The organism is Bacillus cereus group sp. MG20 (assembly GCF_040459885.1).
Taxonomy (GTDB): domain Bacteria; phylum Bacillota; class Bacilli; order Bacillales; family Bacillaceae_G; genus Bacillus_A; species Bacillus_A cereus.
Genome location: NZ_JARVHF010000001.1, coordinates 2,385,826 through 2,399,716 on the forward strand (window position 1 = coordinate 2,385,826; position 13,891 = coordinate 2,399,716).

The window sequence follows — 13,891 nt, forward strand, 5'->3', positions numbered from 1 at the left end:
AAACCTCTTCACTTAATTTCTCAATTTTTTTCGATTTCAAACGCCCTAATTTCATTGTAAACTTTCAAGCAACTTGAAGGTCAAGATGAAAAAAGTAGTGCAAACTTACGTCTGCACTACTACTCTTTTCTCAAATCTCTCATATTCGATATGTATAAAGCAATAACTAAAACAAGAATTGCTCCTGCGTATAATAACGTCTCCATCGGTTCCTCATGAGACACAATAATTAATCGAATTAAAGCCGTAATTCCGATATAAATAAAATAACGTAACGGGAAATGATAATTCGATTTAAAATACTTAATAATTAATGCAATGAACTCGAAGTATAAGAAATAAACGATGATACTTTCAACCAATTTATAAGACGTATACTCTTTTGCCGAAAAAATATACTGCACAAATGTAATTGTCTCATTCACTAAGAAAATTGATAACACAATGGATAATATAATTAAAGCTATATTTAATATCCATTGCAAAACACTAGCTATAACATGATCGATATTAAATGACTTCATACTCTCTTTAGACTCCCCTTCGTATAAGTACTTATTTATTATAGCAAAATTACGATTGGAAAGAAGTTAAATCATATATTCGTCCTTTGTTGTTGCCAGTATAGGGAAGATTTAGTGTGTGGAGAATTCTGTTTACAACCATACCCGACGAAACATTGAGAAACTCTTTCAAATTACCATTCGTACATGTCTTACTAATGAGCAATGCATAATCTCGTATAGCATCCACATTTGCCACTTTTGAAAAATCTTTACAACTTGTACAACGCCAACCCTTCTTAACTTTAACCATTGGAATAACTAAGCATTTCTCACATTGTACTCCATTTAGCAACTCCTCTTTTTCTATTTTATATTGCTCAAGTATATTTTGTTGAAGTGGAGAATGCTCCGCTATTATTTGATGAATGAGCCTATCTACATTATCTATAACTTTTCTCTTATATTTACTTTCAAACCACTTTATTTTATGAGGTAAATTGGCACTATGAATAATTGTATGAAGAAGATTGTCATCTGAAGATTTTATAATGGTACGAGGCGAGCTAATAACAACGAGGGACTCAATTGGAAGACTAGAGGAAAATCCATGTGAGTTTAACCATTTCTTTAGTTGTATTTCTTGCCTTTTTATTTGTAAAACCGGATCTGGAAATCCCTCTGAATTTCCTTCTGTTATTCGGATAAGTTGATTAAACTTTGCATCAAACATTAATGTACCTGCTATATTTTTTATCTCAAGAAAAAGAAGAAACTTTGTGGAAAGGATAATAGTATCAATTTGAAAGTATTTATCATAATTACATAAGCGAACATCATGTAAAACACTATACTCTTTCTCAGAAATAAAACTAAGCGGATAATCAATCGCTTGCTCTCCTTTATACCCCGCCATGTGTTTTGCCAAGTTTTCTCCAATTAAATTTCGTTTCGGATGATGTACAGGTAACCTTCTAAGAAGTGCTTCTAACTGTCTTATATAAATCGGCATTTTTCTCTCTTTCACAATCACCTCAAACACCCCTTTACAAATATATCAACGATTTTTCCAATATATCGATTGGTCGACAATATCTGACACTACCTCACTCCAATCACTCACAGCATATCCTAGAAAAACACCTTCAGCAAAAACTTAAAATCGTATTTCCTCATAAAAAAACCATAACCCGCTCCTCCAGCAAAGGTATGGTTTTTAACCTTGCGATGCCACTCTATCTATAACTTTGCTGTGAATTCCACAAAATCCATTTGTACTTATACCAACTTTCACTTTTTTCACACTGAAACTATATCCGTTAAAATCGTTTCATACCGTTATTACTTCCGCATAGCTACAATTTATATAATAACGGTACAGTACAAATAACGTGCTGAATCACTAAGTATGGGGGAATAACGATGAACGAAGCGTTACTATTAGTAGACATACAAAATGATTACTTTGAAGGCGGCAATATGGAATTACATCAACCTGAAAAAGCCGCACAAAAAGCGAAAGAAGTTTTGAAAGCATTTCGTGAAAAACATAAAACAGTTATTCACGTACAACATATTGCGAACAATGAAGGGGCTACTTTCTTCTTACCCGATACAATAGGTGTTCAAATTTATGATGATGTACAACCAATTGCTAACGAAAGAGTCATTCAAAAACATCACCCTAACAGTTTTTTAAGAACAAATTTATTAGAAATATTACAGACAGAGAAAATAGACCGACTAGTCATTTGCGGTATGATGACTCATGTATGTATTGATGCAACAGTGCGCGCTGCCAGTGACTTCGGATTTCAATGTATTGTAATTGAAGATGCTTGTACAACAAAAGATTTAGAATTTCAAGGAAATCTAATCCCCGCAGTACACGCTCATCAATCGTTCATGAGCGCATTAGAGTTTGGTGATATTTATGCAACAGTCATGTCGGCAAACTGTTTTATAAACAAAAGCAAATAAAGAATTACAGTTCCATATGAAAAAAAAGAAAGGATAAGTATCTTATTCTTTCTTTTTTTCCATCGTCTTAATGACAGTATTTATACGATAATCACCATAATGTAAAACATCTGCAAGAGCCTCTTCTAATTGCTGATGCGAAGATGTGTGAAGAGTCATGATATAGCATCCATCGCCGCTTATACGATACATTTCAGTAATTACGTCCGTTTTTTCAAAAAAGTTTTGAATTTGATTATGATAGTGTGGTGCATGTAAAAATAGTGTAACAAAGGTCATAATAGAACCTTCTAGCTTCGCCCTATCGATATTTATCGTATATTTTTGAATAACACCTGCTTCTTCTAATTTATTAATTCGTTTCCCAACAGCCTGGCCAGTCAAATGTACTATCTCCCCAATTTCCTTCCAGTTCATTCTAGCGTTTTCTTGTAGTAATTGTATAATCTTAAAATCTGTTGAATCAAACATGGACATCCCCTTCCTATATGAAACGAATTCTATAAAATCTTCATTTCCCCTACAGTTTTTCTCAAAAGTTTTGTACTAAAATCGATTAGCTCTATTAGCAATTACATTATTATTAGCCGCTTTCCTTCTTCTTTACAATGTATTTTTTGGATTACTCGTAGGCACTACAGTAATCTAGCGATTTTTTATAAATATGAACAAATTTTAGGAATTAGTTTATATTTTTTTAATGTTTTATTTAGAGGCAGTTTATAGTCGGGTATTAACATAAGAAACGTAGCAACTAAGTTCATATATGACGCACTGCTACTATAATCGCTAACCGTACTACTTGAAATCATAAAATAAGGAGACGATAAAACATGAACAAAAAAGCAAAAGCACTATCATCCGTACTGCTCGGATTCACATTAGCATTAACAGGGTGTGCTGGTACTAAAGCTGAAGAAAATCATGGGAAACAAAAACAAGAACAAGTTGCTAAAGAAACAAAAAAGGAAAATAAATTAACTAAAGGGCAAAAAATGGCTAATATTCTTAGCGAGACAAATTGGCAAGGTACACGAGTGTATGACAAAGATAAGAATGACTTAACAAAAGAGAATGCAAACTTCATTGGTCTTGCAAAATATGATGCGAAGTCAGGCAGATATGAATTTTTTGATGCTAAAACAGGTGCAAGTCGTGGCGATAAAGGAACTTTCTTTGTCACAAATGATGGGAAGAAGAGAATATTAATTTCAGAATCAATGAAGTATCAAGCTGTCGTTGACATGACAAAACTAAACAAAAATGTATTTACTTATAAACGAATGGGGAAAGACGCTAACGGTAAAGATGTAGAAGTTTTCGTTGAACATGTCCCATATAAAGAAAAAGAACTTTCTTTCACTGATCCGGACAAGCAGCTGAACACGACTACAGGAGATATTGTTAAAAACGTTGATGGAGATAAAATTTTGGGCGGTACCCTTTGGCACGGAACAAAGGTATTAAACGAAGCTGGTAACGATGTAACACAGTTTAATTCGAATTTTATAAGCCTAGCAAAATTTGATGACAAATCTAATAAATATGAGTTCTTCAATAGCGAAACAGGTCAAAGCCGCGGTGATTATGGCTACTTCGATGTTGTACACGAAAATAAAATAAGAGCCCATGTTTCAATTGGAAATAATAAATACGGTGCTGCTCTTGAGCTTACTGAACTAAATAAGAATAAATTTACGTATAAAAGAACTGGTAAAGACCAAACTGGTAAGGATATAACTATATTCGTTGAACATGAACCTTATAAAGGTGATATGAAACCACAATTTAGTTTTTAATTGATTTGATTAAAAATCTACTTTTTATATTCGAAACATGAATTAGTATACGCTGACCGTTTTGTTCAGCGTATACTATTTTTTACATTGAATAACCACTACAGTTCATCAATTACTTTCGTTAGCTTTTGAAGCGCTGATAAAAGGTTTGTTAATTCTTCAGGTGATAAACTTGCATAATATTTTTCAGAAACCTGTTGCATATATGCGTCCATTTCTTTTTTATATAACAAGCCTTTCTCACCTAATTCAACTGAAAATGCACGTTTATCTTCTGCATGTTGCCTTCTGAAAATATATCCTTCCGTTTCAAGTTTCACTAACTGCTGGCTAATGGCACTTTTCGTCACATTCATTTTTTCAGCTAACTCTTTAGGAGTGGATGATGGGTACCTAATAATTAATGTTAACAACGTATATTGCTGATTATTTAAATTAAAATTCGTATAAGATCTTTCTTTCGTTTCAAGTAATATCCATAGTTCTTCAAGTGTTTGATTGATTTCCTCAGCTATATTTTTATTTATCATACTTCTCTCTCACCTTTTCTTCTCCAATTTTTCGGGTTTAAATACTTTTTATATTTTGCCACCACTTCTTTTCCAACAAAGACAGCACCTATCAAAAATAGAATTTCTCCTATTACTATACACCCTGGAATGACAATGGTCTTTACCTGCGTCGAAAGTGAAGTAAATGGTATGATTAAAGCACTTCCCCAAAGTAGAACATATATGATTAGAAGTCCTATTCCAATTTTAAAAAGCAATGGCTTTTTTTGTTTATTTTCGTTTGAAATTATTTCTTTTTCCATTTCAAAACCCCCGAATACAATTTGATTTAGTTCACTTAACTAAACTATATATCAAGATTGATTTGATTGCAAGACTTTAAAATGTATTCACTAAAATTGCGTTTACTTGAATTCCAACCACATATTTTGAAAATAATTTTATTTGTATTCCCTATAAAAAAACACCTCTTCCGTGGAAAAAGTGTTTTTTTATACTTAATGACTAATACTAGCTGTTGGGTATAATGTTGTTCCTCCAATTGAAACTTTTATTTCATTTGTTAATGGAACGTTTTGTTCATTAATAATTGTTCTCCACCATTCCCATGCAAGACCTGTACATTCTCTTGCTACAATTTTTATATTTTTTGAATTCGGTGGAAGAGGGATAACTGTAGAGTAATGAGCCGTTTTGTCTTTTCCACTACCATCCCACGTTTTATGTGTTAGTACTTCGTTACCCTTTTGATCAAATGTGAATTCATCCCAAGATACATCAAATTGAGCAACGTAAGCACCGTAATGATCAAGTGTCATTTTAGCACTTGAATATTCTGTAGTTGTCGTCTCAATATAATCTGTATTGTTATGAACAGCAGCAGTTGCATTATCTTTTAAGAAAGTACTTGTATATGAAATTGGGTATGCTGGATTTTTAAGACTTAATTCAGCATTATCTTTAATAATATTTCGGATTTCATTGAAATCTTTAGTAACAACCTTGTTATGTTCTTTCGCATCTCCGCCTAATACTACAGCAGTAAAGGTACTTTCTTCAAAAATATCTTTATACTGTCCACTTGTTTCAACGCTGTTATTCTTAAGTAAGGCTTTAAAAGCAGCTTGTACATCTTTGCTCTTAGATGTTGTTTCTAATTTTACATAAATCGTTCTACCATAAGCTACATTTGAAACCATAACAGGTGGAGCCGAATTATTTACGCCTTTTCGAGTTAACTCGTCAAAAGTAACGCTATTATCAAAAAGGTCGGATGGATTGTTAGGTAGTTCAGCACTTACCGTATAAAATATTTGCTTATACGCCGCTACCATCACTTTTTTCTCTCCATTTGCAACCGCATTAAAATCAATATTTAGACTGTTATCAAGATATTTAGCGTTAACATTAAGAGCACTTGCAATTTGTGATTTACTATAAACCATAGATTCCGTATACTGCATTCTTGCAGGTAACGTATGTGTTGTAGAATACTTTTCATTCCAAGTAGATACTAAATCGTCTACTGCTCCAGCTACATTACCATATGTCGGATTTTGGACAGTGATTGTATTTTCTTTTCTCATGCCCGGTAAGTCTATACTAATATTCAAAGGCTTTCTCTTAGCCACTAATAAACTCGGTTGATTGTCTGCAAAAGCTTTATTAGCAAGTTGTACAGCTCCTGGATACGTGCGATTCACTACAGAATCAATAATTGAAATATCGACTGGTGACGTTGTAAGTGATTTTTTCTCGCGTTCCACTACTACAAATTTACCATTTGAATTGATACTTTCTTTCGGAACAAAACTTTCTACTTTATCACCATTTACAGCTAAAACCTCTTGATTATTATATTTAAGATTTGCTATACCAGTATCAATGCCACTAGCATTTTTGGTTACATCAGTTGCATTACTTGCTTGTGTTTCTGCGAAGGAAATAGATGAATAATTAATAGTGCATAGACTAACTAATAAACATGCAAGGAACTTTCTTCTTTTAGTGTTTTTCTTAATATTCAGAAAAATCACCCCGTTCTTTTTTTAGTAAAATATGATAATGATTGATAAATGATTGCTAACTAATAAATTTACATAAATGCTTTTAAAAGTTCTTGAATTAACGGGATTACGCCACCTACAAATTTTAAAACTGCCATTGCGATTTCCATATTATTTCCTCCTTTTTATTGCTACGAAAATGTGATTTATCTTTATGCCCTCATTATAGTGACCCCTTACACTTTTATCAATACACTCTGATATGCAATATTACATATACAAAAAACAAGCTGAATTCTTTTGAAAAATTATACAGAGATATTTTTTCGTTTGGTACATACTTGAAAAGGTGAAGCATTCTTTTGCATTTTATGAGTAATCACATAAAAAAAGCTGCTGCCTATAAAATATAGACAGCAACTTCAACTAGAGTAGCTTGCATAATCTACGCAAGACATTTTATAACTAATAAACTGCGATCGGCCCATAAGGACCATTAATAATTTCTATTTTTGTTTCAAAAATATCTGTCAAAAGTGTTGGGTCCATAACTTCTTCTACTGTTCCAAAAGCAGCAATTTGTCCATCTTTCATAGCACAAATTTTATCCGAGTATTTAGCTGCAAAATTTATGTCATGCATGACAGTCAAAATTGTTCGTCCAAATTCATTAGCTGCACGTCTCAAATGCTCCATCATTTGAACAGAACGAGCAACATCAAGGTTGTTCAGAGGTTCGTCCAAAAGTACATATTCCGTCTCTTGGCACAATACCATCGCTACATATGCCCTTTGTCTTTGACCACCAGAAAGCTCATCTAAATATCTATTCTCTAAACTAGTTAAATCTAAGAAATCGATATATTTAGAGATGATAGCCTCATCTTCTTTAGTCAATCTTCCCTTTGAATAAGGAAAGCGCCCAAATCCAACTAGTTGTCTCACAGTAAGCCTAGTTACAAAATGATTTTCTTGTCGCAATATAGTCAAAACTTTTGCTAAATCTTTTGATTTGGATTCAGAAACATCCATATTTGCTACCTGAATTTGGCCTTCATCCATATCTAAAAGTCTGCCAATCATCAAAAGTGTTGTTGACTTTCCAGCACCATTTGGTCCAATTAAAGAAGTAAAGCCTGCTTTTGGTATTTCAATATCCAAAGGTCCTATTTTTACCTTATCAGTATAGAACTTTTTAACATTATCGATTTTTATCATAAAGCCCTCTTCCTTAAAACTATAGTTAAGAATATGATTCCACCAAATAATTCAATAATAACTGAAACTACACCTTGAGCATGGAATAAATGATACATTAAAAAGTATGCGCTCGTCATTATTAAAAATCCTATAGCAAAAGCCATCGGAAAAATATATCTATGATCATAAGTTGACGCTGCCTGATAACTCAAAGTTGCCACTAAAAAGCCGTAGAAAGTAAGTGGCCCAATTAGAGCTGTTGAAATGGACATTAAAATAGCTACTAATACAAGCGTATAAATTACACTAGGTTGGTATTTAACTCCAAAAGAAGTAGCAACATCTTTTCCTAGTGACAAAACATTCAAATTCTTAGAATGAGCAAAAATTAATACCGCTACAATTATGATCATAGGAATTACAATAGGAAAATATGCAGGATCTGCATGATTAACAGAACCAAATAATCTTGCTTGTAAAATATCAAATTCTGAAGGCGCAAGTAGTTTTCTCATGAAAGTTGACACAGAATTTAGCCCGGTACCAATAATAATTCCAACTAAAAGCATAAGTTGTAAATTCCCGTATTTACCGGAAAGTAACCATCCATAAAGTATTAAACTCATGAAGACCATAACAACAACTTGGAATAAAAATGATCCAATTCCATTAAAATTTATTAACGCACTAGCACCAAAGAAGAATACTGTACTCGTTTGAATTGCTGAATAAAGTGATTCGAAACCTAAAAGTGAAGGAGTAATAATTTTATTATTCGTAATAGATTGGAAAGCAACTGTCGACAAGCTATGGCAAACCGCAGCAATAATCATTGCAACAATAGCTACTATCCTTCTCTTAACGACTGGGATAAAAGAAGGTGAATCTATCGGAACTGGATTGTTATAAACTAAAAGTCCATATGAAGAAAGAAGACCTAAAGCAATCAATGTTATCAGTAAAATCCAATAACGTCTTGCTTCCTTCTTAGACCGAAAAGCACTAGCTGATCTACTTTCATTATGAAGGCTAGAATCGATTTCGACATTTTCTTTTTTTCTATATTCTAATGTGATCATCGTAGCCTCCTTGGTTTTCTTTGTCTCAATAAAATAGTAATAAACACGACTGCTCCCACTGTTGCAAGTATTAAAGAAACAGGTAATTCAAAAGGCTGTATAATTGTTCGAGAAATGATGTCACAGGCAGTTATTGATCCCATTCCGATCACACAAACCCAAGGTAAATTACTCCTAAGATCATCACCTCTAAACATTGAAACGATATTTGGCACAATTAATCCTAAGAAAGGTAAGTGTCCAATAACAGCTGCAACAATTCCAACTGCAACAGAGATAAGAGCAGTCCCAAAAAGAACAATTCTATTGTAATTAACTCCAAGACTTGTTGCGACATCTTCTCCTAGTCCAGCTAAAGTCAATCTATTAGCATACATAAAAATAAGAAAAGTAATGATAACAATCAGCCATAAATATTCATATCTTCCCACCTGAATGTTAGCAAATGAACCTACAAACCAAGTTTCAATACTTTGCGTCTTTTGAAAAAGGAGTCCTAAAAAAGTAGACACTGCAGAAATTACTGCTCCAAGCATCAATCCAATAATCGGAACAATTAAAGACGAACGAAGCTTAACTCTTCTTAAAAATAGAAAGAAAATCATAGTTCCTATAAAAGAAAAAATGATTGCACCAGTCATTCTTTGAACTAAAGTCGGGGCAGGAAATAATAAATACACAAAAAGCAGGCCTAAGCCTGACCATTCAATAGTCCCCGTTGTAGTAGGTTCAACAAAGCGATTCTGTGTAATGAGTTGCATTACGAGCCCTGCCATCGCCATCGCAGCTCCAGTAAGCATTAATGCAGCTGTTCTCGGAACACGAGTTATGAAAAACATCTCTGTCCCGTCCTCTTGTCCACGTATATCATAAACTCCAGTAAACAGTGATATAATCCCTAAAATTATAACAACTATAACTGCTATTATAAAAGGTTTTGTCCATATTTTATTTTGATTATAAAACTGGGGTTGAGAAATATTCTCAACCCTAGAAATCATATTTTTTGACACTGTTTCGTACCCCTTTACACTACTTAGCTAAAGTTTTTGCCATATTTCCAAATAACTCTATATAAGTTTGAATTGATTCATTTGTGTAAGTATCTTCTGGTGCATAAATAACTTGTTTTTTAGAAACAGCAGTTGTGTTTTGAAGAGCAGGTGATTTAGAAATAACATCCTTAGCAGGTGTTGACTTAGCTGCATCAGATGTTGCAGCATCACGATCTAATACGAAAATCCAATCAGGATTTGTTTGTGCAATAGCTTCAACAGAAACGTCATCACCTTTATGACCTGCAGTAGAATTTGAAACTTCTAACGCTGGAGTCCAACCGAAAATTTCATACATTGGTCCCCAAACACGACCAGAATGTGGCGCAGCAAAACCAATATTACCACCAGTAACGATAACACTCATAACTTTATCTTTTCCGTTATAAGCAGATTTTGCTTTTTCAATAGATTTATCAAAATCAGCTACTAATTGTTTAGCTTCTTTATCTTTATTAAAGATTTTTCCTAAAGTAATTGTAGAATCTTTAAGTCCTTTTACTAAGTTTTCGCCAGGCTTAGTAGCTTTCTCAGAAACATCAAAATTAAGATCAATAACTGCTGCATTTGGTACTAATTTTTTGATTTCTTCGTAATGGTCAGCAAATCTTTGACCAACAATTACAAGTTCAGGATTTGCCGCTGCAATAATTTCTAGATTTGGTTCACGGTGATTCCCAATATTTTGAACTTTTTCATCCTTTTTATATGCTGAATCAGCAGGCATGATATCCTTTGGAGCAGCCGCTAATTTAATTCCCCAATCAGATAAAGTTTCAAAAGTTCTGTTATCCAAAGCAACTACATTCTTTGGGTTTACAGGGACTTTAACAGTTCCATGAGCATCAGTGATTTCAACCGTTTTTGGCTTATCACTACCATTATCTTTATTATTAGCCTTCGAAGTTTCTTTACTTGAATCTGAGCAAGCTACTAACATTAAAGTGAAAATTGCTAGAATACTCACTAATTTTAAAAGCATAGATTTTTTCATATGTATACTCCTTATAGTGTGATTTATTTCGAAAATGATGACATCCATAGATTGAATTAGAAAGTAACTTTTATTCAATTGAATCGCTATTGATAATCATTTTCATTTGAACATCCTGTTAATTAGTATAGTCATTAATTCTGTGAAAATCTTGTGAATGGTGTGAATTCATAAAATCAGGCAAACAAAGTAATATATGAAGTCGGGCGTGTTGATTAACCTTTATTCTTCAGAGCGTGTCGATTTTTTTCGAGTAGACACTTTCATTAGATCCGGTCTCAACTAATGCGCGCTAGAATCGTCCCCTACACAATACCCAAAAGATGAGCACCTTATAAACCATAATTTCCCCTGCAAAAAATGCTCATTAATAGCTAATGTTTTCATAATCCATTACCTGATAGAAATATTTTTTTACATCTTTTAATACTTCTCAGAAACTATTTGATTATCACATTTAATAAAAAAACGAGTAAAACTGAATGAAATAGTTTTACTCATTTTTTTATTATCTTATTTTTATCAGTCAATCATTGAATAGCCTCTGCCATGTATCGTTTGAATATATCTGTCTTTCTTCTCGCACTTTAACTTTTTTCTTACATACCCAATATATAAATCTACTACATTTGGATTTACTACTACGTTATATCCCCAAACTTGATTCAAAAGCATCTCACGGCTCAATATTGTGTTTTTGTTTTTGATTAAAAATACAAGTAAATCATACTCGCGCTTAGTAAGTGAGAGATTTTCGCCACCTTTTTTCACAATATTGCTAGATGCATCAACAAAGAGATCTTTAAACTGAAAAAATTTCATCTCATTTTGCTGGATATAGTCACTTCTCCTTAAAATTGCTTGAACCCTTGCTACTAATTCTTCTTTCACAAATGGTTTTCTTATATAATCATCTGCTCCTGCTTGTAGCCCTGCTATGCAATCCTTACTAGAAATATTGTCGGTCACAATAATTATCGGTGTGGTTTTAACAAGTCGTATTTGTCTGCAAATTTCTGGTCCAGATATACTTAATGAGTCCCAATCCAATATGATAATATCCCAATCTTGTTCATATATTATATTTAAACCTTCGTTTTCATTGTGAAGTTTTAAAATGAAATAGCCTTCTTGCGTTAAACCGCTTACGATTTTCTTTGCTGAAGACCGTTCATTTTTAATCACCAACACCTGCTTCACCGATGGTTCACCTCTACTTCAATATAAATTATTTAGATAAAAAAATTATCTTGGAAAAATAATTTAAGATTTATAAATTTAAAACTCCTAAATAATCCATTAAAACAGTTTATTAGGAGAACTCTATATAATCTTACAATAGGTATGGATAAAAACACAAAACATATGAAGATTCTAATAAATCGAAGTATTAATTAAATAGAGATGTTCATCCCCCACTGCTTATGAGTCCTCACCAATCAGGCTTTTACTGGATAAAATTGTGATAGTTAAGGGATAACACACAAGATGCATTGATGATGTAATTGAAAGAACCAAGAAATTAGATACATTCTATTTTTAGAACCATAACTTTGCCACAAACAAAAAGAACCATAACCTCGCCAATCTGGCAAAATTATGGTTCATATCATACAAAATAAAAAAACCACCAAATATGTATTGGTGGAGACGGTGGGAGTCGAACCCACGTCCAAAAATATCGGCACTTAAGCTTCTACGAGTGTAGTCGATATATTAGCATTTCGCGAACTCTTCGGCCTATCGACAGGCTTCCAAGTTGCTAGTCTGGTTGTTCTCTTCCTTTGTCCTCAGACGGCGAACTCCGGCGTAGTCCACTTAGTTTGAGTCCCTTACCCTACCACATGGACGATGGAGGGAGGAACCTTTAGTGCAATTAAGCAGCTAAAGAAAGATTGTTTTGTTTGCCAATTATAGGCTTTGACGTTTTAACGAGGCCGATCCCCTCGACTCGCAACCTAAGCTCGAACTATCCCTGTCGAATCCGTAACGTCCCCATGATAAAAATGGAGCATACGAAGAAAATATCGTGATAGCTACTAAGAGCTGTTTTTCAATGTGCAACAACCTTACATAAGTTATTATATCATACGCGCGCCGTTTTACAAATGTAAATATCTGTATTACATCTTTTGGCGATCACGGAACACGCGTGCAATTTCACGTTTCGCTTCTTTCTCTTTTAAATCGTGACGTTTATCATATTGTTTCTTACCTTTTGCTAAACCAAGTGCCATTTTTGCAAATCCATTTTTCAAATAGATTCTAAGTGGAACTAATGCGTAACCTGTTTCTTTTGCAGCGCCCGCTAGCTTATCAATTTCTTTTTTATGAAGAAGTAATTTTCTCGTACGAAGTGGATCATGGTTAAAACGATTCCCTTGTTCGTATGTATTAATGTGCATATTATGAACCCATACTTCACCATTATGTACACGTGCAAACGCATCTTTCAAGTTCACGCGACCAGCGCGAATCGACTTAATTTCCGTTCCTTGAAGGACAAGCCCTGCTTCGTATGTTTCTTCGATGAAATAATCATGAAACGCTTTTTTATTTTGTGCAATAACCTTACCTGTACCTTTTGGCATATAACGTCCCTCCTCTATTTTTACTATTGTAACAAATGTTAATAAAAAGCGAAAGTGGCTCGTTCAGAATGTGAGGTGGATGGAGCTTCTGACCTTGAGGCGCTCTTTGCCTCTGGGAAGAAGCGAAGCCGCCAAACATTCTAGCCACTGTAGCTGGATTCCATCAAAAAGC

General features: G+C 33.6%; 14 protein-coding genes and 1 other RNA gene. 2 read left to right on the forward strand and 13 right to left on the reverse strand.

What is annotated here, in order from left to right; genetic code table 11:
• Positions 1–119: 119 nt before the first annotated feature.
• A complete protein-coding gene (gene psiE, locus QCI81_RS12365; RefSeq protein WP_000834708.1) occupies positions 120–524 on the reverse strand; it encodes a phosphate-starvation-inducible protein PsiE in 405 nt (134 codons plus the stop codon).
• A gap of 49 nt (positions 525–573) precedes the next feature.
• The gene (locus QCI81_RS12370; RefSeq protein WP_071731068.1) at positions 574–1,530 is read right to left on the reverse strand and encodes a nuclease-related domain-containing protein; all 957 of its coding nucleotides are present in this window, start codon (positions 1,528–1,530) and stop codon (positions 574–576) included.
• A 395-nt stretch (positions 1,531–1,925) separates the two neighbouring features.
• Between QCI81_RS12370 and QCI81_RS12375 the strand changes: the two genes are divergently transcribed.
• Complete coding sequence (locus tag QCI81_RS12375) at positions 1,926–2,483, forward strand: cysteine hydrolase family protein (RefSeq protein WP_353810769.1); 558 nt, start codon at positions 1,926–1,928, stop codon at positions 2,481–2,483.
• Positions 2,484–2,525: 42 nt separating this feature from the next.
• On the opposite strand, the gene QCI81_RS12380 is transcribed toward QCI81_RS12375, so the two are convergent.
• Positions 2,526–2,960, reverse strand: a complete 435-nt coding sequence (locus tag QCI81_RS12380) for an Lrp/AsnC family transcriptional regulator (protein WP_053563387.1) — start codon at positions 2,958–2,960, stop codon at positions 2,526–2,528.
• Between the two features lie 356 nt (positions 2,961–3,316).
• Here QCI81_RS12380 and QCI81_RS12385 point away from each other — a divergent pair, with 356 nt between their 5' ends.
• Positions 3,317–4,282, forward strand: coding sequence for a DUF4822 domain-containing protein (locus QCI81_RS12385; RefSeq protein ID WP_071731063.1), 966 nt, complete (start codon positions 3,317–3,319; stop codon positions 4,280–4,282).
• A 98-nt stretch (positions 4,283–4,380) separates the two neighbouring features.
• On the opposite strand, the gene QCI81_RS12390 is transcribed toward QCI81_RS12385, so the two are convergent.
• From QCI81_RS12390 to smpB, 10 genes are all read right to left on the reverse strand, one after another.
• Positions 4,381–4,812: a MarR family winged helix-turn-helix transcriptional regulator gene (locus tag QCI81_RS12390; protein WP_000608841.1), complete on the reverse strand. Its 432-nt coding sequence runs from the start codon at positions 4,810–4,812 to the stop codon at positions 4,381–4,383.
• Positions 4,809–5,096 (reverse strand): transporter suffix domain-containing protein, encoded by a 288-nt coding sequence (locus QCI81_RS12395; protein WP_353810770.1) that lies wholly within the window; start codon positions 5,094–5,096, stop codon positions 4,809–4,811. Before QCI81_RS12395 ends, QCI81_RS12390 begins: the two co-directional genes overlap by 4 nt.
• Positions 5,097–5,291: 195 nt before the next feature.
• Complete coding sequence (gene alo / locus QCI81_RS12400; protein WP_000576726.1) at positions 5,292–6,830, reverse strand: anthrolysin O/cereolysin O family cholesterol-dependent cytolysin Alo; 1,539 nt, start codon at positions 6,828–6,830, stop codon at positions 5,292–5,294.
• A 435-nt stretch (positions 6,831–7,265) separates the two neighbouring features.
• Positions 7,266–8,018, reverse strand: coding sequence for an iron ABC transporter ATP-binding protein (locus tag QCI81_RS12405; RefSeq protein ID WP_000590061.1), 753 nt, complete (start codon positions 8,016–8,018; stop codon positions 7,266–7,268).
• Complete coding sequence (locus QCI81_RS12410) at positions 8,015–9,079, reverse strand: iron chelate uptake ABC transporter family permease subunit (protein WP_353810771.1); 1,065 nt, start codon at positions 9,077–9,079, stop codon at positions 8,015–8,017. The genes QCI81_RS12405 and QCI81_RS12410 overlap by 4 nt, the downstream gene beginning before the upstream one ends.
• Positions 9,076–10,092, reverse strand: a complete 1,017-nt coding sequence (locus tag QCI81_RS12415; protein WP_000042077.1) for an ABC transporter permease — start codon at positions 10,090–10,092, stop codon at positions 9,076–9,078. The genes QCI81_RS12410 and QCI81_RS12415 overlap by 4 nt, the downstream gene beginning before the upstream one ends.
• A gap of 19 nt (positions 10,093–10,111) precedes the next feature.
• The gene (locus QCI81_RS12420) at positions 10,112–11,128 is read right to left on the reverse strand and encodes a siderophore ABC transporter substrate-binding protein (RefSeq protein WP_063246369.1); all 1,017 of its coding nucleotides are present in this window, start codon (positions 11,126–11,128) and stop codon (positions 10,112–10,114) included.
• A 522-nt stretch (positions 11,129–11,650) separates the two neighbouring features.
• Entirely contained in the window at positions 11,651–12,328 is a 678-nt protein-coding gene (locus tag QCI81_RS12425) for a response regulator transcription factor (protein ID WP_053563383.1), read from the reverse strand.
• Between the two features lie 442 nt (positions 12,329–12,770).
• Positions 12,771–13,125, reverse strand: a transfer-messenger RNA (tmRNA) gene (ssrA, locus tag QCI81_RS12430).
• Positions 13,126–13,251: 126 nt separating this feature from the next.
• Positions 13,252–13,719 (reverse strand): SsrA-binding protein, encoded by a 468-nt coding sequence (gene smpB / locus QCI81_RS12435; protein WP_001123920.1) that lies wholly within the window; start codon positions 13,717–13,719, stop codon positions 13,252–13,254.
• Positions 13,720–13,891 lie beyond the last annotated feature (172 nt).